14 protein-coding genes are annotated in these 20,974 nt (G+C 71.4%); 6 read left to right on the forward strand and 8 right to left on the reverse strand.

Annotated elements, in window-relative coordinates:
* Positions 1-42: 42 nt before the first annotated feature.
* A complete protein-coding gene (locus F9C41_RS17745) occupies positions 43-4,788 on the reverse strand; it encodes a HEAT repeat domain-containing protein (protein ID WP_155387908.1) in 4,746 nt (1,581 codons plus the stop codon).
* A 117-nt stretch (positions 4,789-4,905) separates the two neighbouring features.
* Here F9C41_RS17745 and F9C41_RS17750 point away from each other — a divergent pair, with 117 nt between their 5' ends.
* Together F9C41_RS17750 and F9C41_RS17755 are read left to right on the forward strand one after the other, a co-directional pair.
* The gene (locus tag F9C41_RS17750) at positions 4,906-5,535 is read left to right on the forward strand and encodes a P-loop nucleotide/nucleoside kinase family protein (RefSeq protein ID WP_155387909.1); all 630 of its coding nucleotides are present in this window, start codon (positions 4,906-4,908) and stop codon (positions 5,533-5,535) included.
* A gap of 210 nt (positions 5,536-5,745) precedes the next feature.
* The gene (locus F9C41_RS17755; RefSeq protein ID WP_155387910.1) at positions 5,746-7,677 is read left to right on the forward strand and encodes a potassium transporter Kup; all 1,932 of its coding nucleotides are present in this window, start codon (positions 5,746-5,748) and stop codon (positions 7,675-7,677) included.
* 76 nt (positions 7,678-7,753) lie between these two features.
* Here the strand turns inward: F9C41_RS17755 and F9C41_RS17760 are convergent, their stop codons facing one another.
* Both F9C41_RS17760 and F9C41_RS17765 read right to left on the reverse strand, forming a co-directional pair.
* Positions 7,754-9,652, reverse strand: coding sequence for an adenylyl cyclase (locus tag F9C41_RS17760; RefSeq protein WP_155388001.1), 1,899 nt, complete (start codon positions 9,650-9,652; stop codon positions 7,754-7,756).
* A gap of 286 nt (positions 9,653-9,938) precedes the next feature.
* A complete protein-coding gene (locus F9C41_RS17765; protein WP_155387911.1) occupies positions 9,939-11,000 on the reverse strand; it encodes a saccharopine dehydrogenase family protein in 1,062 nt (353 codons plus the stop codon).
* 95 nt (positions 11,001-11,095) lie between these two features.
* Between F9C41_RS17765 and F9C41_RS17770 the strand changes: the two genes are divergently transcribed.
* Entirely contained in the window at positions 11,096-12,052 is a 957-nt protein-coding gene (locus F9C41_RS17770; RefSeq protein ID WP_155387912.1) for a helix-turn-helix domain-containing protein, read from the forward strand.
* A gap of 204 nt (positions 12,053-12,256) precedes the next feature.
* On the forward strand, positions 12,257-13,024 hold the full coding sequence (locus F9C41_RS17775) for a class I SAM-dependent methyltransferase (RefSeq protein WP_196279819.1): 768 nt from the start codon (positions 12,257-12,259) through the stop codon (positions 13,022-13,024).
* A gap of 29 nt (positions 13,025-13,053) precedes the next feature.
* Here F9C41_RS17775 and F9C41_RS17780 read toward each other — a convergent pair whose 3' ends face one another.
* Positions 13,054-13,239 carry a hypothetical protein gene (locus F9C41_RS17780; protein ID WP_155387914.1) on the reverse strand — a complete coding sequence of 62 codons (186 nt, stop codon included), beginning with the start codon at positions 13,237-13,239 and terminating at the stop codon, positions 13,054-13,056.
* Between the two features lie 13 nt (positions 13,240-13,252).
* A complete protein-coding gene (locus tag F9C41_RS17785; protein WP_155387915.1) occupies positions 13,253-14,434 on the reverse strand; it encodes a glycosyltransferase family 2 protein in 1,182 nt (393 codons plus the stop codon).
* Between the two features lie 302 nt (positions 14,435-14,736).
* On the opposite strand from F9C41_RS17785, the gene F9C41_RS17790 reads away from it, so the two are divergent.
* On the forward strand, positions 14,737-16,167 hold the full coding sequence (locus tag F9C41_RS17790; protein ID WP_230689696.1) for a cellulose binding domain-containing protein: 1,431 nt from the start codon (positions 14,737-14,739) through the stop codon (positions 16,165-16,167).
* A gap of 85 nt (positions 16,168-16,252) precedes the next feature.
* On the opposite strand, the gene F9C41_RS17795 is transcribed toward F9C41_RS17790, so the two are convergent.
* On the reverse strand, positions 16,253-17,089 hold the full coding sequence (locus tag F9C41_RS17795; RefSeq protein WP_155387917.1) for an ABC transporter permease subunit: 837 nt from the start codon (positions 17,087-17,089) through the stop codon (positions 16,253-16,255).
* Positions 17,086-18,003 (reverse strand): ABC transporter ATP-binding protein, encoded by a 918-nt coding sequence (locus tag F9C41_RS17800; protein ID WP_155387918.1) that lies wholly within the window; start codon positions 18,001-18,003, stop codon positions 17,086-17,088. The genes F9C41_RS17795 and F9C41_RS17800 overlap by 4 nt, the downstream gene beginning before the upstream one ends.
* 245 nt (positions 18,004-18,248) lie before the next feature.
* Between F9C41_RS17800 and F9C41_RS17805 the strand changes: the two genes are divergently transcribed.
* A complete protein-coding gene (locus tag F9C41_RS17805; RefSeq protein ID WP_155387919.1) occupies positions 18,249-19,430 on the forward strand; it encodes a serine hydrolase domain-containing protein in 1,182 nt (393 codons plus the stop codon).
* Between the two features lie 95 nt (positions 19,431-19,525).
* Here F9C41_RS17805 and F9C41_RS17810 read toward each other — a convergent pair whose 3' ends face one another.
* Positions 19,526-20,875 (reverse strand): YibE/F family protein, encoded by a 1,350-nt coding sequence (locus tag F9C41_RS17810; protein ID WP_230689697.1) that lies wholly within the window; start codon positions 20,873-20,875, stop codon positions 19,526-19,528.
* Positions 20,876-20,974 lie beyond the last annotated feature (99 nt).

The raw sequence follows: 20,974 nt of genomic DNA on the forward strand, positions 1-20,974 counted from the left end.
GTGTGGCGGGTGGCTGCCATACGATCGGCCTGATACGTGGCTTCATGGGACGCTCAGAGTAGTCCCGGCCGGGCCGGGACTCAACCGCGCTCGATCGCCGCGATCCGGTCCCACCTCGGGTGTTTCACGCTCGGTGATCTGGTCGAGAATCGCGGTGTAATGGTGCCGCTTGTCCGGGCGGGCGCGGCTGGCCGCCTGCCTGAGGGCCGGGGTCGCCGGCGGTCCGATCTGGACCAGGCCACTGGCGGCGGTTTTGCGTACCGTGGTGTGGGGGTGCACGAGCAGGCGGACGATCCCTGGGATCGCCGGTTCGTAGGCAGCGTGGCTGAGGGTGCTGATCGCCGACCGGACCACGTCGGGTTCGGGGTCGTCGAGCAATGCCGCGGTGTGCCACAGGTAGGTGGGACGGTCCAGGAGCTTGCGAGCGATTCGCTGGCTGTGCAGGCGAATTCTGGGCTCGGCGTGGTGGCGCAGGTCGGCCAGCAGGTTCTCCAGTTCGGGGTCGGCGACCGGCCCGGCACCGGTCGGGCGCCCGTCCTCGTGGACTTCGGCGAGGCGGGTGAGCGCGCGGCGGATCTGTTCGGTGTGGCCGGTGCGGATCAGCCTGAGCAGCTCCCGGCGAGATGGACCGAGTACGGCAGGGTCGGTGACCGGTCGGGGGCGCTCGCGCAGGGCCGCGAGCCGTGCGGCATCGCTTTCGGCGGCGTCGGCTCGGCGGAGCGGGCCGTCCACCAGGGTGAGCCTGTCGGCGAGGTCGTCGCGGCCTTCGGCGCGCAGCCGCCCGAGGGTGTCGGCCAGTGCCGGGGTCCGCAGTAGCGGCCGTCCGGCGATCAGGTCGAGGAACCCCCAGGCTCCGGCGTCGAGGCGGCCGCGGAGTGTCTCGGCGAGGGCGTCAGCGTGGTCGGCGGTGCGGCGCAGGGTGTGTTCGATCGACTCGCGCGTGGCGGGCCGGCCGTGCTCCCACCAGTCCACCAGCAGCGGCAGTAGGCGGTGCAGCTCCGGCGGGGCGAGTTGGCACGCGACGCGGGCGACTCGTTCGCGGACCCGCTCGGCGTCCGGGCCGCCGGTGATGGTTCGCAGCTCGGTTTCGTCGAGGTTGTCGAGGGCTCGGGCGAGGCCGGCGTCGATCACGATGTCGGCGCGTCCGTGCAGGAACGCGCGGAGCACGTCACGGGCGGTCTCCGGTTCGGGCCAGGCTCGCAGCGCCGCGGCGGCGGCACTGCGCCGACTTGCGGTGGGCGCGTCGAGCATGGCCAGCAGGCGTTCGCGTTGCGCGGCCGAGCGTGGCTGGTCGAGGTCGCCGTCGTGCGGTGTCCGTGCTGTGGGGGTGGTCCGGTGGGCGTCCTCGGTGAGGGTCCAGGGCGGTGCGCCGATGGGCTGGAGGCTCTCCATCCAGTCCAGCATCGCGCCGCGGACGTCCCGGTGTGCTGCCGGAAACGTGTCGATCAGGGCCATGAGGCGCGTGCGTGACGGGACGGTGTGATCGTCGCGGCGGCGGAAGTCGTGGAGGGCGGCCGGTGCGCCGACGGCGGCTTCGAGCCCGAGCCGCCAGTCGTGGGCCTCGGTGGCTGTGGCGGTCGCTGTGGCGGTGTCGAGCGCGGTGGTGACAGCGAAGGCGTCGCGCAGGGCCGCGGTCTCGGCGAGCCACGGGTCGGGGCCGCGCCGGGCGGTGGCGAGCGCCTGCTCGACGTCGGCGCGGGTCAGGACTGCTCCGCATCGGCGCAGCAGCGCCAGTGGTGACCGCTGCCCGGCGGCGGCGGGCGCGAGCGCGCGGAGCCGGACGGCGAGGTCGAGTGCCTGGACCGGGTGCAGGGTGGGCGCGACGGCTTCGAGCATCGCGATCAGGTCGTCGCGGTCGCTGCCTTCGGCACCGGTGAGTCCGTCGGTCAGGGTCCGGGCTGCCCGGGCAAGTTTGCTGATCTCGTCGGCCGACCATGGCGCGGGGCAGAACCGCAGGGTGAGCCGCAGGGTCGCCGGTCCGACGGTCGGCTCGGTGGCGGCCAGGTGGAGCCAGTCGGCGAGCATCGGGCGTAGCCGGGCGAGCTGGCCGGCGCTCAGGTGCTCGGGCCGTCCGTCGTGTCTGTGCACGATCCGCAGGGCGGTCTCGGTATGCCAGCCGTCGCGCTCCAGTGCGTCGACGTCCTCGCCGGACGGGCCGGCGGCGGCCGGCGGCCGGCGGGCGGGTGCGGCGATGCCATGTGCCGCCAGCTGCTGCGCCAGGTCCTCGACGGTTCCGGCGACGAGTCTGACCCGGCCCGCGACGACCAGTGCCAGCAGCGCCGGCGTCACCGGTGAGCCCTGCCGCGCCAGCGCGCTGACCGCGCGCGCCGAAAGCGTCCCGCCGAGCGCGTCGAGCAGCAGCCCGCGGGTCCGCTCGCCGTCGGCCTGTTCGGCCGCCGCGAGGACCGTCGCGGCGTACGCCGGACCGAGGATCGTCCGAAGTGCCTCGACGAGGGTGGCACGAAGACCCGGGTTGTCCTGGTGGCCGAGCCAGAACAGCAGCTTCGGCACCACCGCGGGCGTGCCGGCGTGGGTCAGGACCGCGGCGGCGGTCTTCTTGACGTTCATGGTCGGGTGGTCCAGGCATGCCGCGATCGCCGGGGCGGCCCAGTGTGCCCGGATGTGGCCGAGGGCGAGCAGCGCCTGCCGGACGGTCGGCGCGTCGCGGGCGACGGTCAACACGATCAGGCTCGCCGCCAGGGCATCGGCGTCGTCACCGGTGGCGTCGGCGGCCAGCAGCGCGATCACGTGCTTGCGGACGTGGCGGTCCCGGTGGCGCAGCAGCCGGTGCACGCGAGCGCGGGTGCCCGCATACGGGGCGCGTTCCAGCAGGGCGAGCAGGACGGCCTGCTCGCCACCGGACAGGCCGGGGCGGTCCAGCAGGTCCAGCACCATGGTCGCGACGAGCGCGTGGCCGGCCTCGTGGGCGTCGGCGGCCTCGCGCAGGCAGTACGGCCGGAGCTTGCCGCGCTCGTGGAGCCGGCCGCCGAGCGCGCGGATCGCGGACACGACCTCGTCGGGCACGGCGGGTTCACCCGCGGGCGGCCCGTCCGAGCGACGGCGGTCGGCCGGTTGTGCGGGGCTGCCCGGCTCCCACGACGCCGCAAGGTCCGACACGATCCGGAGCAGGAGGTCGGCGATGCTCGCCAGGGCGGCGGCGTCGCCGTTGCGGGCCAGCGCGCGCAGCGCTGCCGCCGGGTCGTCGGCGTCGAAGTCGGCGGCCAGCAGCGCCAGTTCACGGCGGTCGGGTGCGCCTAGGTCAGCCGCGATCCGGCGGGGAACGTCGCGGGGGTCGAGCCGGGCCAGGACCGCGGCTCGTCGGGCGGGGTCGTCGGTGAGGTGCCAGAGCAGTTCCAGGGCACGATGGCGGACCGGACGCAGGTACGGCGCGATGACACCCGCCGGGGCGGCGCCGCCCGGCGAGGTCAAGCCGAGCCCTTCCTGCAGCGCGGCCACGGTCCACTGACCGCCGACTGCCTCCAGGGCGTGCAACGCCGCCGCCGGTGCCCTCGGCAGCGCGTCGAGCACCGCCGCCTCGGCCGGGGCGTGGCGCAGCGCACGGATCGCGGCCAGGAAGGGCTCCGGACGCGACGCCACGGGCAGCAGCCCGGCGATCGCATCGCCGACCGGGAGGTCGCCGCCTCCCTGCTGGGCAAGCTCGACCAGCAGCGCCAGCCGCCGCGGCCACGTCGCGTCATCGGCGTCCTCGATCACCAGTGCGTGGAACGCCTCGCGCCGACACGTGAACATGATCGTGGCGATCTCGGCCGCGGACACGGTGTGGTCGGCGAGCGCGAGGTCCACGATGGCCGCCGCGTCCACGCCGGCCGGGAACAGGCCGCGCCGGTGCAGTGCCCGCAGGCACGCGGCCATGGGGCCGCCGAACAGCAGCGGGTCGGTGGCGGCCACCGCCGTCAGTTCGCCGATGTCGTCGCGTCCGGCCAGGTTGCCCAGTGCCTGCAGTGCGCGCTGCCGAGCCCGCGGTGGCATGGCCTCGTCCGCGACGACCTCCCGCAGGAGGTCACCGTGGCCATGCCGGGTCGCGGCCGCGAGCGCGGCATCGAGCTGCGGCGACGGCGATTCGGCGGCCAGGAACGGGCGCAGTTTCTCCGGTCGCAGCGGCCCGAGTGCGGCCCACGGCTCGGCAAGCTCACGCAGGGCGGCTGCGGCCGGGCCGGCGGAATCGAGCAGCCTGCCGATGTGCTCACGAACCCGGGCCGGGGCCAGCAACGCGGTGTGCAGCCCTTCGCGAGCCAACCGCAGCGCCGCGCCCTGGAGCACCTGGTCACCGCTTGCGGTCAGCTCACCGACCAGTTCGTCGAGCTGGTCGATGTCGGCGGCGGCGATCCCGGCGACGGCCTGGTAGAGCAATTCGCCCGCAGGTTCGTGACGGACCGTCGCCGGCTGGTGGGAGATCTCGGCTCGCAGCCAGGCGATCTGCACGCTGACCGGCAGACCGGCTGTACGCCACTGCGGGCGGCGCTGCTCGGGGATGTAACGCCACAGCTGTTGATGGAGGCGGGCCAGGACCAGCGCCGTCTCCGGCGGTCCGTCCAGGGTCACCGGCAACAGCCCGGCGAGTTCGGCCAGCTCGGATTGCTCGGTGCCAGGCCTGGCGATCCGCGCGCCCAGACGGTCCAGGCCCAGCTGCCGCAGCAGCGGATCGTCGTGACGGACCAGCAGCTTCAAGACCGCCGGCGGGCAATCGCGCGCCTCGAGGTGGCCGGTGAGCCAGCCGAGGTCGCCACGTCGCACCGCGGCCCGAATCGGCTCGCTCACTGGTGTCATGCCGCCCGATGGTAGTGCGCCGTGAGATCGCGTCCGGTCCAGCCGACCTGAAGTGCCGAAGGGCGCCGCAAGCGGCCGGGGGCACCTCGAGGGTGTGCGGTCGAGCAGAATCACGCGATGCACTATTGCCAGCGTTGTGAACCTGCGGTCACTCTCGAACCCACCGCAGATGTCGCGGTCTGCACGCGCTGCGGCTGGGCCGAACCTGCCCGCCGCGAGCCGCTGTACGTCGTCACCGGAGCGTCCGGTTCTGGAAAGTCGGCGATCTTCGCACCGCTGGCCGCCGCGTTGCCTGAATGCGTGGTCTTCGACGTGGATTGGCTGATCGACCCGATGAAAACCGATGGATCGGTCGCCTGGGACGCTTTCCGCGACGCCTGGCTCAGTGTCGCCCACGGGATCGCGCAGGGACGCCGCAGCACAGTCCTGCTGGGGCCGCTGATGCCGGAGCAATTGGCGGACCTGCCGTCGCGGCGCTGGATCGGGCCGGTCCACTTCGCCGTCCTGGATTGCACGGACGAGCAGCGCCGCGCCCGGCTTCAGGCCAGGCCGTCATGGCGCGAGCATGCCATCGGCGAGCACCTGGCCTTTGCCGCGCACTTGCGCCGCACCATCGGCACCGTCCTGCACACCGGAACCGATACACCGGATCAGACCGCTCGACAGGTCGCCGCCTGGGTCAGAAGCACCGCACCTCGCCGCGACGATCACGCAAGGCATCATCCGGTCTCCTCCAACAGGCTCTGAGCCAGCGGTGTCGACGGTGGCGTCGATGGTTCACGACTCCTGGTATCGCGCGGCACGACCCGGCCACGCCTGGGACGCCCGTGCCCTGGTCCGGGTTGCTCGTCCGAACCACGCCGGGCGGCTCACCAGGCGTCCGGTTGCCGTGCCGAGGGCGGTATCGTCCCGCAGTACATCGATCATCTGGCACCGAGCGCCTGAGGAGACCCTGCCGTGACGAGCCGCGAGGAAGAGACCGGGCACGGCCCGGGCGCACGGGACGTGGTGCGGCTCGCCGTCGTCGTGGGCGCGCTGGGTGTGGTCTTCGGCGACATCGGCACCAGCCCGATCTACACCATGCAGACCGTGTTCAGCCCCGCCGACCCGCACCCCGTGCCCGTCAGCGTGGACAACGTGTTCGGCGTCGCATCCCTGATCTTCTGGTCCGTGATGATCATCGTGACGGTCACCTACGTCCTGCTGGCGATGCGCGTCGACAACCAGGGCGAGGGCGGCATCATGGCGCTCATCACGCTGCTGCGCCGGTGGAGCACGCGCGGCGGCCGAACCGCGGGCGTGCTCGCGGCGCTGGGCATCTTCGGCGCGGCGCTGTTCTTCGGCGACAGCATGATCACCCCGGCGATCTCGGTGCTGTCGGCGATCGAAGGCCTCAAGATCGTCAACCCCGACCTGGAGGGGGTGATCATCCCGGTCACCGCCGTGATCATCGTGGCACTGTTCATGGTGCAACGCAGGGGCACCGCGGCGGTCGGCCGCGTGTTCGGCCCCATCATGATCGCCTGGTTCCTGGTCATCGCGGTGTTCGGAATCGCCGGTATCACCCACCACCCCGACATCCTCAAGGCCCTGTCCCCCACGTACGCCCTGGGCTTCCTGGCCGGCCACTTCGGTATCGCGTTCTTCGCCCTGGCCGCGATCGTGCTGTCGGTCACCGGCGCCGAGGCGCTCTACGCCGACATGGGCCACTTCGGCCGCCGTGCCATCACCCGCGGCTGGCTGGGCCTGGTCCTGCCCGCCTGCGTACTCAGCTACCTCGGCCAGGGCGCTCTGATCCTCGAGGATCCGGCCAACATCAGCAGCCCGTTCTTCCTGCTCGCGCCCGGCTGGGCACGCCTGCCGCTGGTCATCCTGGCCACCGCCGCGACCGTCATCGCCTCCCAGGCCGTGATCACCGGCGCGTACTCGGTCGCCTCCCAGGCCGCGGAACTGGGCTACCTGCCCCGGCTGCGGATCGCGCACACCTCCGAGGCGACCATGGGCCAGATCTACGTCCCGTGGATCAACTGGCTGCTGATGGTCTCCGTGCTCACCCTCGTCTTCGCGTTCCAGACCTCCGCGGCGCTGGCGTACGCGTTCGGCATGGCCGTCACCGGCACGATCACCATCACGACCCTGCTGTACTTCTACGTCGCCCATCTGAAGTGGGGCACCCCGCGCTGGCTGCTCGGCATCGGCGCATTCCTGCTGCTCGGCGTCGACCTGCTGTTCGTCGCCGCCAACCTGACCAAACTGGTCCACGGCGCCTGGCTGCCGCTGCTCATCGGCCTCACCGCCTTCACCATCATGACCACCTGGCAGCGCGGCAGGCAGATCGTCACCGCCGAACGTGAGCGCAGCGAAGGAACGCTGCCCGAGTTCGTCGAGCAACTGCGCGAGACGGCCGCGACCACTGCGACGGTGCCCGGCACGGCGGTCTTCCTCAACCGCGGCAAGCAGACCGCGCCGCTGGCCCTGCGCGCCAACCTCGAGCACAACCACGTCCGACACGAGCACGTCGTCATCATGTCGATCGAAACCGACACCGTCCCCCGCGTGCCGGCCGAGGAACGCATCACCGTCGACGACCTCGGCTACACCGACGACGGCATCACCCACGTCACCGCACGGTTCGGCTACATGGACACCCCCGACGTGCCCGCCGCACTGCACACCCTGGACCCGGCGGTCACCGAGGGACAGCTGGATCTCGACAACGCGACGTACTTCCTGTCGACGATCGAACTGCGGCGCGGCCCGGCGCCGACGATGGCGTCGTGGCGCAAGCGGCTGTTCATCGCGACCTCGTACATCACCGCCGACGCGGCCGCGCACTTCGGCCTGCCCCGCGACCGCACCATCATCATGGGCTCGCACATCGACGTATAGGACGAGCCATGCCACATACGCGACCGCGGCCGGCCGGGATCGTCTCCCCGGCCGGCCGCGGTATGCGGTGCCCGTGCTACGGGGCCGGGTACTGCGTGACGTACACCGGCCCGCCGATGCGGGTCGTGTCAGCCGGGTCGCCGAGCCCGTTGACCACGTGGTCGATCGTGCCCGCGCTGAGGTTGACCGTCATGATGTGGTGCAGCTGCACGCCCGGCCGGTTCGGCACCTCGAAGCCGTTCTCGGTGTGGATCGACGGGTTGTTCTGGTTGAACACGTAGACGCCGCCCCCGTACAGGGTGTGCGTGCGTACGTGGTCGCCGACCTTGTAACCCGCGTAGCCTTCGACGTCGCCGTTCATCCAGTCGGCCTGCGTCGGCGGGTCGTAGGGCAGCTCGTTCTGGTACAGGATCGTGCGGCCGTTCTCGCCGTTCCAGACGGTGTTGTACTTCTGGAAGTGCTCGACGAACAGCCCGTTGGCGTTGACGTTGTCACCGTTGATCACCGCGCCGTACCGGCCGGTGTTGGTGTTCCACCGCTGCGTGTCGGTGAAGCCCTCCACGCCGTGGTCGCCGCGCCACACCCAGGTGTGGTCGATGAGCACGTTGTCGCTGTTGACCTGCAGCGCGGTGTCGGTCTTGCCGATGTGCGGGCCGCCGACGCGGAAGTACACGTCCGACAGCGTGGTCGGGTTGCTCGCCTGCGACCAGCGCAGGAAGTTGTGCTTGCGGCCGACGCGCAGCAGCACCGGGGACTCCTTGAGACCCGCGTCGATGGTGACGCCCGCGATGATGACGCCGGGCACGTCGGCGACGTCGAGCGGCACGGAGCCGTTGACGGCGGTCAGCGTCGCCTGGCCCAGACCGAGCACCACGGTGTCGGGGCGCCACACCTCGATGCTGCGGGCGATGTCGTACACACCCGGGGTGAGCAGCAGGTGCTTGCCGAGCGCCAGCGCCACGTTGATCTTGGTGACGGAGTCGCCGGGCTTGGCGACGTAGAAGTCGCTCAGCGGCACGGTGCGGCCCGGGGTCAGGCCGTTCGCCCACGAGACGCCGCTGCTGTCGAACTTCGCCGACGGCACCCGCACCTGGTACTTGCCCTGCGCGTCCACGAACAGGTACGGCTTCTCCCGGCTGACCGGGGTGGTGGCCAGCGTGGTGTAGGGCGGGTTCGGGAACGCCTCGTCGGTCGGCGCTCCGACCACACCGGTGAACACCTGGTTCCACACCCCGTTGGACCAGCCGTCGACCTGGCTGTTGCGGGTCAGCCACTGCTGCTGCGACCCACTGACCACGAACGGCAGCTTCGAGTCGGCGATGAAACCGCCGCTGGCGTACTGCGGACCGGCCGTGCAGTAGTCCATCAGCGACAGGTTCGCCCCGGTGATGTTGAGCCGGCGCATCGAGACCGCCTGCGACACACCCCAGAAGTTCGCCGAACCGCGGCAGCCGTCCTGCCCAGCGGAGTTGACGTTGATGGTCAGGTTGGACAGGGTGCGCCAGAAGTTGACCAGAGCGAGGCAGTTGCTGGTGCCGCCGTCGGCCAGGCAGCGGTTGTAGACCTCGACCTTGCCGTTGATCACGACGTCGGTCGGCGACGCGCCGAGGCCGGCGATCTCGGTGTAGTAACCCACCTTCACCTGGAGGGGCTGCTCCGCGGTGCCGTAGGTGCCGGGCTTGAACAGGAACGCGTACCGGTTGGGCGCCATCTCGGCGTCGACCTGTGCCGTGTGCACCGCGTCCAGGGTGGCCTGGATCTGGCCGACGGGCATGCTCGGGTCGAAGACGGTGACGTTCGCGCCGAAGTTCGGCGCGGCGGCCGACGGCGGGGTCGCGGCGGCGGCCGGGCCGCTGGCGCCGGCGACGACGATCGCCGCGGCGAGCGTCGCCTTCAAGCCGAGCGCCACCTTCCGGCGTACGGCGCCGGTGCCCGGGGACGGTGCCGCTACGGCACTGCCGGGACTCGTGCTCATCATGGGGTGCAGGTCCTCTCTGCTGGACGGCTCGGCACGATGACAGCGCTCTCGCCCATGCGAGTGAGGCGTGACATGGAAATTCGATGTCGGAGAGAGCGCTCTCCCGTGCCAATCCTCTGGAGCGTAGCGGAGCGGACTCATTCTGGAAATCTCCGTTGTGGACGCTGATGCATCGATCCCGGTTTGCCGGAACAGCTGCCTTCCTCGCATCTCGCCCCGCTTGGCACCGACCGTCCACCCCGCCGACGGGGCCGATGACGGCCTCGTCTGCTGCGGCCGGAGATCAGGCGAGCTGCGGCACCCGAGACTCCTGGCGCGGCGCGACCGCCAGGTGGGCGGACAGCGCGTCGAGGAAGTCGGGCGCGTCGAAGATCTCCCCGGCGGAGGCGACACCGCTCGTCCGCGTCCGGCCCTCGAGAATGCGGCGGACTGCTTCGACCGCCAGCGGCGCGCTGATCGCGTAGATGTCCTGACCGACGGCGACGACGCGGCGCCGCATGTCGCCGGAGCGCACGACGACGTCCACGGTGAACGTCTGCGCGGACCGGCCCAGCTCGTCGACCGCGGCCGGTGCGGGTGTGTCCGCGGCGGCCAGGTCCTGCGCCGCGGCGGTGGTCATGTACGTGCGCACCTCGGGAATGGACAGATGGCTGGGCACGGTGACGACGTCGGCCATCGTGAACTCGCCGAAGACGGGCCGCGGGCCCATCGGTGAGGGGAAGTCCCACTCCAGGGTCGGCAGGTCGCCCTCGGCCGCGTAGTACTCCAGGCGTCCGCCGGTGTAGCGGACACGCCGGCCGTCGCGCCGCTCCCGGGAGACGGTGCCGGAGACACGGGTCCCGGCCGTGGGGTGCCAGCTGTTCAGCCCGTACGCGACGTGCGCCTCGTCGGCCGTCGTCCAGTCGCCCATCGCCGTCGTGACCAGCAGGTCGCCGAGTCCGCCGAAGAACGCCATCGCCGGGACGACCGCCACGCCCGCCGCCTTGGCCCGCTCGGCGAAGTGGGTGAACGTGTCGAGGTTGGCCTCGATCTCGGCCGCCACGTCCACGTACGGGATCCCGCTGCGCAGAGCGGCCTCGATCACCGGTGCCGCGGTCGAGGCGAACGGGCCGGCGCAGTTGACGACCGCGGCCACGCCCTGCAACGCCCGGTCGAGCGAAGCCGGGTCGTCGGCCGACGCCACCCGGTGTGCGAGCCCCGGATGCGCCCGCGCCATCGCCTGCAGCCTGCCCGCGTCACGGCCGAGCAGCACCGGGACGAAGCCCTGTGCGCGCAGCTCCGCCACCACGAACCGGCCCGTGTGCCCGTACGCGCCGAACACCGCCACGGTCTGCTTCGTACTCATCTGCATTGCCCCTTAAAGATCGACTAGAGCCATCCTCCCGGCAGCGCCCCGTCCCGACGAGTGTCTGGAACGCCAAGCCCCATACACTTTCGGACATGGCCACCATCGCGCTCGCCGCCACCGACGGGATGCTGCACTTCGAACTCGCCATGGCCTGCGAGATCTTCGTCCGCGACCCCTCCGGCCTGGCCGACCCGTGGTACGACCTCGTCGTCTGCGGCCCCGGCCCGGTCGGGATGGGCAGATTCCGCATGGAACCCGACGAGGGCCTGGACCGGCTCGCCCGCGCCGACACCGTGATCATTCCCGCCATCGCGGACATCGACGTGGACCTGCCGCCTGACCTGGTCGACGCCGTCCGTGCGGCCCACGACGCAGGCGCGCGGATGGTCTCGCTGTGCACGGGTGCGTTCGTGCTGGCCGCCGCCGGGGTGTTGGACGGGCTGCGGGCGACCACGCACTGGGCCCACACCGACGAACTGGCCGCCCGCTATCCCCGGGTGACGGTGGACCCCGACGTGCTCTACGTCGACAACGGCAACGTGCTCGCCTCCGCCGGCAAGGCCGCCGCGATCGACCTGTGCCTGCACCTCATCCGCCGCGACCACGGCTCGACGGTCGCCAACGCCGTCGCCCGCCGACTGGTCGTGCCGCCGCATCGCGCCGGCGGCCAGGCCCAGTTCGTCACCACCCCCGTGCCCGCCCGGGACGACCATCCCCTGGCCGACCTGCTCCCCTGGGCGCTGCAACGCCTGGACCGCCCGCTGACCGTGGAGGATCTGGCCCGCCAGACGAACATGAGCTCGCGCAACCTGGCCCGCCACTTCAAGTCGGCGACGGGCACCACTCCGCTGCAGTGGCTGTCCACGCAGCGCATCCGCCGCGCCCAGGAGCTGCTGGAGAACACCGACAGCAGTATCGACGCCATCGCGGAGGCGGCCGGCATGGGCACCGCCACCACGCTGCGCCGGCACTTCCACCGCACCGTCGGGGTGCCTCCGGACGCCTACCGCCGCACCTTCCGCACCGCCTCGCCTCCGCCAGAGTCGTGAACACCGTCCGGTCGGCAGCCTGACGGTCGCGGTCAGCGGAGGTGACCGGCTGACCCGATCCCGGCGTGCCGCGGAAATCGTGGTGCCCGCCCGTCCGACGCGATGGCAGACTGCCCAGGTGGACGACATGGCACAGGCGACAACCGGACCTGCGGTATGACCGGTCGATCGACGACTCCGGAAGCGGCGCGTCCGCACCGCCGGATGTCGTTCAACGCGGCCGCGAGCACCTATCAGCGCGGCCGGCCGCCGTATCCGGACGCGGTGTTCGAACTGCTGGCTCGCCGCTGCGGCCTGCGGCCGGCCGCGCGGGTTCTCGAGATCGGCGCGGGCAACGGGCTGGCGACCGGGCCGCTGCTGGCCGCCGGGGCGCACGTGGTCGCGGTCGAACCCGGCGCGAACCTCGCCGCGATCCTTACCGACACCCATGCGTGCGACCGGCTCGAGGTGACCGTCGCCGACTTCGAGACCGCGACCCTCACCGGCGGCTTCGACCTGGCGGTGGCGGCGACGGCGCTGCACTGGCTCGACCCCGCCACCTCGACGGAGAAGATCGGCGGCCTGGTCCGGCCGGGCGGGTGGCTGGCCGCCTGGTGGACCGAGTTCGGCGACGTCGACCGGCCGACACCGTTCCGCGACCGGCTCGACGAGGTGTATCGCGACCTGCTGCCCGCCGAACCCGGCTACCGGCAGAGCCGCTCGCACGTGCTCGACACGGACCGGTGGCGCCGGCAGCTGACCGCCGGGGGCTGGTTCGACGACGTCGCGGTCGAGACCATCGCGTGGCAGCAGGCGTTGACCGAGCAGTCCGCCCGCGACCTGTGGTCGACGTTCCCGAACATCGCCGAACTCGCCCCGCCTGATCGCGAGCAGTTCCTGACCAGACTCGCCGCGCTCGTGGCCGAGCAGGGCGGGCAGGTCGAGGACCCGCGGCTGACCGTCGTCTACACCGCCGCCCGCACCGCCAGGTGACCGGTCCGGTCCGGCGTGCGCCTGCCGGGTCAGTCGCCGGCGATGCGGCGGTCCCGGCGGAATCGCCGCCAGGACGCCAGGTAGGTGGCCGTCGATGCGGCGACCAGTCCGATTGTCACGGTGAGCACGACCATGTCCACGTTCACCAGGTGGCGCATTGCCACGACCGTCCCGGCCATCGCAGCGCTGGTGCCGATACCTTTGAGAGAGTTCACTTGCTTTCCTGACTCAGTGCCACGACGTCACGCGGGTGAAATAGGACTTCAGAATGGCCGACACGAGCCAATAGGTGCGGACCACCGTGTAGACCAGTTCCGGAATGAGCGTGGCCTCGACCGCCATCGCCTTCCAGCCCAGATTGCGCACCCGGAGCGCGGGGTAGACGATCCAGAAGGCGAACAGCAGCCAGAAGATCGACGACTGCGAGAACCCGTTCCGGGCCGCGATGGCCAGCTGGGTCGATCCGAAGCCGAGGATGTACGCGGCACCCAGCAGCCCGAGGATCAGGGTGGTTATCGAGTGCCAGGTGAACCTGGTCCAGCCCCGGCTGCGCAGGGTGTCGACTGTGCCGCGGACCCAGCGTTGCCGCTGCTGCAGCAGCTCACGCAGGGTGGGCATCAGGTCGGTGTACGCGATGCACAGCTGGTTGGAGGTCACCTTCCAGCCGCACTCCTTGAGGGTGAGGGTGGTCTCGTAGTCCTCGACGAGGTTGCGGTGGTCCTCCCAGAACACCGCGCCGCGCCAGTCGAGCACCGACTGCAGGGCCGCGCCGCGGTAGAACGAACCGGCTCCGGACATGGTGTGCACGTCGCTGCGGTAGCGGGCGTTGGCGGCCCGGCCGTACTCGATGATCTGCATGCCGAGCAGGTAGCGCTGCCACGGGGTGCGCCACAGGCCGGTGCGGCCCAGGCAGGCGGCGCTGACGCCGCCGACCTCGGGATCGGCGGCGACCACGTTGCGGGCCCGTTCTATGAACTTCGGGTGCAGTTCGGTGTCGGCGTCCATGACCAGCACGTGCCGGACCGCGTCGGTCAGCCGTCCCCCGGCCCTGCGCCGCAACCAGGCGATGCCGTAGTTGAGCGCACCCGCCTTCTTGTGCACGTTGTTCGGCATGAGCAGCACGTCGGTGGCCGGGGTGCGCGGGTCGGCCGCGAACTGCCGTGCGTAGTCCTCGGTGCGGTCGGTCGAGTTGTTGACCACCACGATGATGCGATCGGGGCGCCGGGTCTGCCCGGCCAGGGAGACCAGAGACGTCAGGATCCCCGCCTCCTCGTTGCGCGCGGGCACGATGACGACGGTGTCGAACATCATGGCGCGCCTGGGCTCCGCGGTCCGGTGATCTCTGCGGTGCCGGCCGCGCAGCATCCGGGACACGTCGTGACCGGCTGCGCGCATGGTGGTGTGTTGCATTGCTTCCTCGTGTTTCCCCGTGAACGACGTCCAGCGAGGTCGGTCACCGTCTGGAGCACGGGAAGGTTAGCGGATATCGCGATTCGGCAAGCGCTGGTCGGGAGCCGCGGAGCTGCGCCGTTTGCGGCTCAGTAGAATGTTTTGCCCGAATAATTCCGGCATTTTGCCCGCGTATCGACGAACAGAGTGATCCAGAACACGGCCACGTGCCATGTTTTCCCAGCTCAGGGCCACTTTCCGTCGCCTGTACGATGGCGCCACAACGTTTCAGCAGCCCCATGGGCATGTCGCAAGGAGTGCCCGTGAGCAGGTCCGATCCCCGTTCGCCCCGCCGTGGGCGCACCGCGGTCAGCCTGGCGGCCGTCGCCCTGGTGCTCGCCGGGGGCGGCACCCTCTACCGGGTGTGGCCGGCGAACTCGACCGCCGGATCCCCCACGGACAGCGCGCAGGACAACCCGCTCACCGTCCGCTACCGCACCGACGGCGCGGCCACGGTGCCGGTGGGCAGACCGTGGCTCGAAGTGATCAACAATGCCGACGCGCCGGTGTCCCTGCGCGACGTGACGCTGCGGTACTACTTCAGCGCCGACGACGGGGCGGCCTATTCGGCGAACTGCGTGCAGAGCGCGCTGCGGTGCTCCAGCATCACCCAGACCATCGCGGCGGCGCCGGCTCCGCTGCCGACCGCGAGCCACTACCTGCAGGTCGGTTTCACCGAGGCGGCCGGCTCCCTGGCCCCCGGCGAGACGAGCCAGGGCATCGGCCTGCAGCTGTACCGGCTCGACCACCGCGACCTCGACCAGAGCGACGACCACTCATTCGACGGCTCCATCACCAGCTATGCGCCGTCGCCCCTGGTCACCGCGTACCGCGACGGCGTGCTCAGCTGGGGACGGGAACCCGGCAGCCCCACGGCATCCGCGCCGCTCCCGCCCTTCCCCGCGGTGGCCGCCGAACCGGGGGTGCTGTTCGACAACTTCCACTACACCGGAGTCGACGACCCGGCACTGACCGCCAACGGCTGGCAGCCCCGCACCGACGGCGGCGGACCCGGCATCAGCGGCAGCTGGTCGACCGACGCGATCAGCTTCCCCGCCGACCCACAGGCGCAGGGCGGACAGGCCCTGCAGCTCCAGGTCGTCACGGACGGCACCAGGCAGGGCACCCGGCAGTCCGAACTGGCCGGCAACAGCTTCTTCACCGGCACGCTGGCCGCCCGGATCCACTTCACCGACCGGCCCGACCGCGGCCGCAACGGCGACCACATCAACGAATCCTTCGCCACGATCTCGCCGACGGCGTCCTCACCCCGATACAGCGAGCTCGACTTCGAGTACCAGCCCAACGGCGGCTGGGGTGTGCCGGGACCCAAACTCGACACGACCAGCTGGCGCAGCGCCAAGCCCCGCGACCGGGCGACCCACGCCCTGCACCGGCGGCTCGACGGCTGGCACATCGTCATGCTCACCGTGGCCGACGGGAAGGTCACCTACTCCGTCGACGGCCGTCAGGTGTTCCGCAGCGACGGCCGGACGTTCCCCCGCGAAGCCATGCGCATCCACCTGAGCACGTGGCTGGTCGACCTGCCCTTCGCGGGCGACCGCACCTGGAGCATGCGGGTCGACTGGGTCTACTCGCAGGCCGGCAAGGCGGTGACGGCGGCCGGGGTCAAGCAGGCGGTGAACCGCCTCAGCGCGGCCGGCGTCAACCACCTCGACACCACCGACCGGTGAGCGGCATCCGGCCCGCTGCGACCCGCTGACGACGGTGCCCGGGGCCTGCTCCGCTCGCGCGGCAGGCCCCGGGCACCGGTTGCGGTCAGGAGATGTCGCGGGAGCGCGTCAGCAGGGTGCCGACGAGGCCGGTGACGACGGCCCAGCCGACCAGCACCAGCGCGCCGACCCAGTACGCGGGCTGGCCGGGAAGGTTGGCGCCGCTGGTCATGAGGTTCGACGCCAGCGACGGCATCGCCCACTGGACGTTGGCGAGCCAGTCCCAGTCCAGCGCGGTCACCAGCAGGTTCACGATGATCGACACGGCGGCCGTGCCTACCGTGTAGACGACCATCGCGGTGATGGTGGCGCCGATCTGGCTGCGGATGAGCACCCCGATGCCGATGCCGATCAGGGCCCACAGCGCGTACGCCAGGCCGTTGAGCAGGACGGCCCGGATGACCTCACTGTCGCCCAGGACCGGGGTGATGCCCTCGGACTCGAGGAAGATCGCGGTCGCCGGCACGGTCAGCGCCGTGGTCACCAGCCACAGCACGATGCCGAAGATGCCGCCCGCCACCGCCTTGGCCACGATCACCGAGGTCCGGTGCGGGGTCGCCAGGAACGTCGTCGTCGCGGTCTGGTGGTGGAACTCGTTCGTCACGGTGATGATGCCCAGGAGCATGACGAACATCAGCCCGAAGTACTGCCCCGAGGTGACCATGTAGGAGGTCAGCGCGACGGGATCGGCCAGGGCCTTCAGCACCGCGGCCTGCTCGGGGTCCATGGTCTGGCCCGCCTCGGTGGGCGGCTGCAGCACGAAGTGCATGTTCAGCGCGTTGGCCGCGAACGCCACCACGAGCAGGCCCACCGCGCCGAGCGCGAACAGCCACCACACGTTGGTCGTACGGATCTTCAGGAATTCGCTGCGGACGAGCCTCACCGGATCGCCTCCTTGCCCGCTGTGAGGTCGAGGAAGACGCGCTCCAGGTCGGGGCGTTCGGTGACCAGTTCGTGGATGGCGACCCCGGCGCGCAGCGCGGCGTCGCCGACCTGCTCGGCGGTGACGCCGGTCAGCACCAGCGCGCCGTCGTCGCCACGGCTGCTGCCGACGCCGTCGAGCGCGCCGAGCAGCGTGTCGGGGTGCGGGGTGCGCACGCGTACCGTGCCCACATTGCCCGCGTTGCCCATCACCTCGGCGACCGGGCCCTGCGCCACCAGCCGGCCCGCCGCGATGATGACGACGTCGTCGGCGAGCAGCTCCATCTCCGACAGCAGGTGGCTGGAGACCAGGATGGTGCGGCCTTCGCCGGCGAGTTTCTGCAGCAGGTCACGCATCCAGCGGATGCCCTCGGGGTCCAGTCCGTTGGCCGGCTCGTCGAGGATGAGCACCCGCGGGTCGCCGAGCATCGCCGCGGCGATGCCGAGCCGCTGCCGCATACCCAGCGAGTAGCCCTTGAACTTGCGCTTGGCCGCGGGGGTCAGCCCGACCAGCTCCATCGCCTCGTCGGCGCGGGAGGCCGGCAGACCGGCGGCGGCGCAGATGACCCGCAGGTGGTTGCGGCCGGTGCGGCCCTTGTGCGCGCTCGACGCCTCCAGCACGGCGCCGACCGCGCGCAGCGGCTCGGCGAGGTCGGCGTAGCGGGAGCCGCCGATCGTCGCGGTGCCCGCGTTGGGCGACACCAGATTCAGGATCATTCGTAGCGTAGTGGTCTTGCCTGCGCCGTTCGGTCCGAGGAAGCCGGTCACACGTCCCGGCTTGATGGTGAACGAGAGTCCGTCGACGGCTTTGACCTGTTTGTAATGTTTGGTCAAGCCGGACACGACGATCTCACCATCGGTGATCACATTGCCCATCCGCACAGTGTGCTTGGCCGGGGCAAGTACGGCCATCGCGATTCCGTCACGATTCCACCACTGGCTGTCGTGGCCTGCCACCGGTTCCGGCTCCACCCGACGGCGATGAGAGTGCTGGGGCGCACCCTCCGCCGCCAGGACGACAGCAGGGTCCTCCCCGGGGCCGATGACCGCCTCCCTCGCCGGACTGACGGCACGCGCGCGCAGACGGGGCAGCATGGGCATCTGTCCAAAGGGGAGGAACGATGTCCAGAACGCCCATCCGTGCCGCATTCGGCGCCGCCGTCACGCTGATCCTGCTGGCCGGTGCCGCACCCGCCGGCGCCGCCATCGGCGCCACTCTGCGACCGCAACTGGAGGCGATCACCGCCGCCGGCATGCCCGGCGTGTTCGCCGAGGCCGTCGACGGCCGTCACCGGCAGTCCGCGGCCGCCGGCGTCGCCGACGTCAGCACCGGCGCACCCACCCGGCCCGGCATGCGCCACCGCGTCGGCAGCATCACGAAGACCTTCACCGCGACGGTCCTGCTCCAGCTCGCCGGACAGGGCCGGCTGCGGCTCGACGCACCGATCGGCCGCTACCTGCCGGCGTACGCCGTCGACGGGGTCACCGTCCGGATGCTGCTCAACCACACCAGCGGCATCGCCGACTACGACCACGTCATCTTCGCCACCGACGCCTCGCTGGAGCAGAACCGTCACCGCACGTTCACCCCGGCCGAGCTCGCCGCGATCGGGCTGGGCCAACCCGCCACGGGCGCACCGGGCGCGGCCTGGTCCTACTCCAACACCAACTACGTGCTCGCCGGGATGATCCTGGAGAAGATCACGGGACGGTCCGTGGCACACGAGATCACCAAGCGGATCATCCGTCCGCTGGGCCTGCGCCACACCTACCTGCCCGGCACCGGCACCCGCATCCACGGCCCGCACGCCGCCGCCTACATCCCCTGGTACGACGGCACGCTGCTCGACTTCGCCGACTACAACATGTCCTGGGCGTGGGCCGCCGGCGAGCTCGTCTCCACCACCGGCGACCTCAACACGTTCTACCGGGCGCTGCTGACCGGTAGGCTGCTGCGGCCCGCTCAGCTCGCCGAGATGCAGACGACGGTGCCGTGGGTGCCCGGCGCGCCGGAGTACGGCGGCTACGGCCTCGGCCTGTACTCGAACGCGCTGCCGTGCGGGCTGGCCTGGGGGCATGACGGCCTCGTGCTCGGCCACGCCACCATCTCCTGGCACAGCCCCGACGGCCGCCGCCAGGTCACCGTCGCGCAGAACATGACCCACTACGTCGCGCCCGGGCAGCCCGACCCGATCGCCGACGCCACCATCGCGATGCTGATCGCGCAGCTGTGCGGCGAGCAGTCGGCCGCGGCCCGCACCGCCGCGCACCCGCACTTCGCCGACCAGGCCTTCCGCCGCTGAGTCAGGCCGGCGCGGCACGGGTTCCGTGCCGCGCCGGCGTCTGCGCCGCCCGGGTAGGTCTCGCGGACCCGGTGGCGGTTCCGGCAAGGGGCGGATCAGACCGTTCTGTCGTGCTCCGCCCACGCCCGTGTCGGCTGCGGGTGCGCGTCGTGGTCGGCAGGCAAGCCCCACGCCTGTTCAAGATCGTCGACTCGCCGAGGCCGCACCCGCCGAAGCGCCGGCGCGTCGCCCGTCCCGCGGCTGACCAGGGCGGCCAGCGCGGTGGTGATCGGCACCGCGGCGATCAGGCCGATCGTGCCGACCGCCGAGCGCACGATCTCCTGCGCCAGGAACTCGTTGGTCAGCATCTGCCCCAGCGGCGCGCCGCCCGCGGTCAGCAGCAGCAGGGTGGGCAGCGACGCACCGGCGTACGCCAACACGATGGTGTTGATGACCGAGGTGATGTGCGCCCGGCCGACCCGCGACGCCGCCCGGTAGAGGCCGGTGAACCCCAGCTTCGGGTTGGCGGCCGCGAGTTCGGTGACGGTGTAGGCCTGGGTGACGGTGACGTCGTCGAGCACGCCGAGCGCGCCGATGAGGATGCCGGCCAGCAGCAGGCCCGCCATGTCGATGTCGGCGTTGACGAACGTGACGTACATCGACTCCTCGCTGGCCATGCCCGTCAGGTGCAGCAGCGACACCGACAGCGCCGACAGGCCGCCGGTCAGCGCGAGGGCGGTCAGCGTACCCAGCACCGCCATCGAGGTGGGGGCGTTGATGCCGTGGGTGAGGTAGAGCACCACCAGCATGATCACCGCCGAGCCGACGATGGCGACAAGCAGCGGCGAACTGCCCTGCAGGATCGCCGGGACCACGAACATCAGCAGCACCGCGAACGTGAACGCGAGCCCGACCAGTGCGAACACGCCCCGCCAGCGGCCGAACGCGATCACCGCGCCGACGAACGCCAGGGCCAGCGCCCACAGTCCGTCGGTGCGGTCATGGTCGACGATATCGTATTTGATCACGCCTTCCTGGTCGAACGACTCGGTCTCCATCACGATGATCTTGTCGCCGGCCTCGACCTCGGCCGCCCCCGGACCCGACGGGATCGAGGTGGTGACCACCTTGCCGTCGGCGAGCCGCACGACCACCTCTCCGCACGCCGGTGGCGCGGTCTGGTCCGGGGTCTGCGCCGGCGGCTCGGCGGCGTCGGCGCAGTCGACGACACGCACGGCCGCCACGACGCCGTCGTGGCTGACGGCCCCGGTCCAGGGCTCGGTCTTGAGGTCGCCTGGCCACAGCAGGAGCAGGCCGACGAGGGTGGCCACCGCCGCGGGGACCAGCGCGAGCACCGTCAGCCGGGTGGCCCGCCGACTCACCGGAACGCCGGAGTGGGAGTGGGAATGGGAGTGGGAGTGACCGGGGTCACCGGCGACGGTGTCCGGGTCGTGCGAGGGGGTCACCGGGGGCTCCTCGGCGGTTCGGCGGCCGCGCTGCCCGGGGGCGGGCCCATGCGGCGTCACTGTCAGCGGCCGGCCAAGTAAAGCACGCAGCTCAGGATG

It is taken from the genome of Catellatospora paridis, from assembly GCF_009720365.1.
GTDB classification, from domain to species: Bacteria; Actinomycetota; Actinomycetes; order Mycobacteriales; family Micromonosporaceae; genus Catellatospora; species Catellatospora paridis.

What these genes read in the sequence shown, in the direction of transcription:
- F9C41_RS17770 (WP_155387912.1), top strand. Translation starts at nt 11,096, where the DNA reads ATGGCCACCATCGCGCTCGCCGCCACCGACGGGATGCTGCACTTCGAA.
- F9C41_RS17750 (WP_155387909.1), top strand. Translation starts at nt 4,906, where the DNA reads ATGCACTATTGCCAGCGTTGTGAACCTGCGGTCACTCTCGAACCCACC.
- F9C41_RS17765 (WP_155387911.1), bottom strand. Translation starts at nt 11,000, where the DNA reads ATGAGTACGAAGCAGACCGTGGCGGTGTTCGGCGCGTACGGGCACACG.
- F9C41_RS17775 (WP_196279819.1), top strand. Translation starts at nt 12,257, where the DNA reads ATGTCGTTCAACGCGGCCGCGAGCACCTATCAGCGCGGCCGGCCGCCG.
- F9C41_RS17785 (WP_155387915.1), bottom strand. Translation starts at nt 14,434, where the DNA reads ATGCAACACACCACCATGCGCGCAGCCGGTCACGACGTGTCCCGGATG.
- F9C41_RS17745 (WP_155387908.1), bottom strand. Translation starts at nt 4,788, where the DNA reads ATGACACCAGTGAGCGAGCCGATTCGGGCCGCGGTGCGACGTGGCGAC.
- F9C41_RS17805 (WP_155387919.1), top strand. Translation starts at nt 18,249, where the DNA reads ATGTCCAGAACGCCCATCCGTGCCGCATTCGGCGCCGCCGTCACGCTG.
- F9C41_RS17800 (WP_155387918.1), bottom strand. Translation starts at nt 18,003, where the DNA reads ATGGGCAATGTGATCACCGATGGTGAGATCGTCGTGTCCGGCTTGACC.
- F9C41_RS17760 (WP_155388001.1), bottom strand. Translation starts at nt 9,652, where the DNA reads ATGAGCACGAGTCCCGGCAGTGCCGTAGCGGCACCGTCCCCGGGCACC.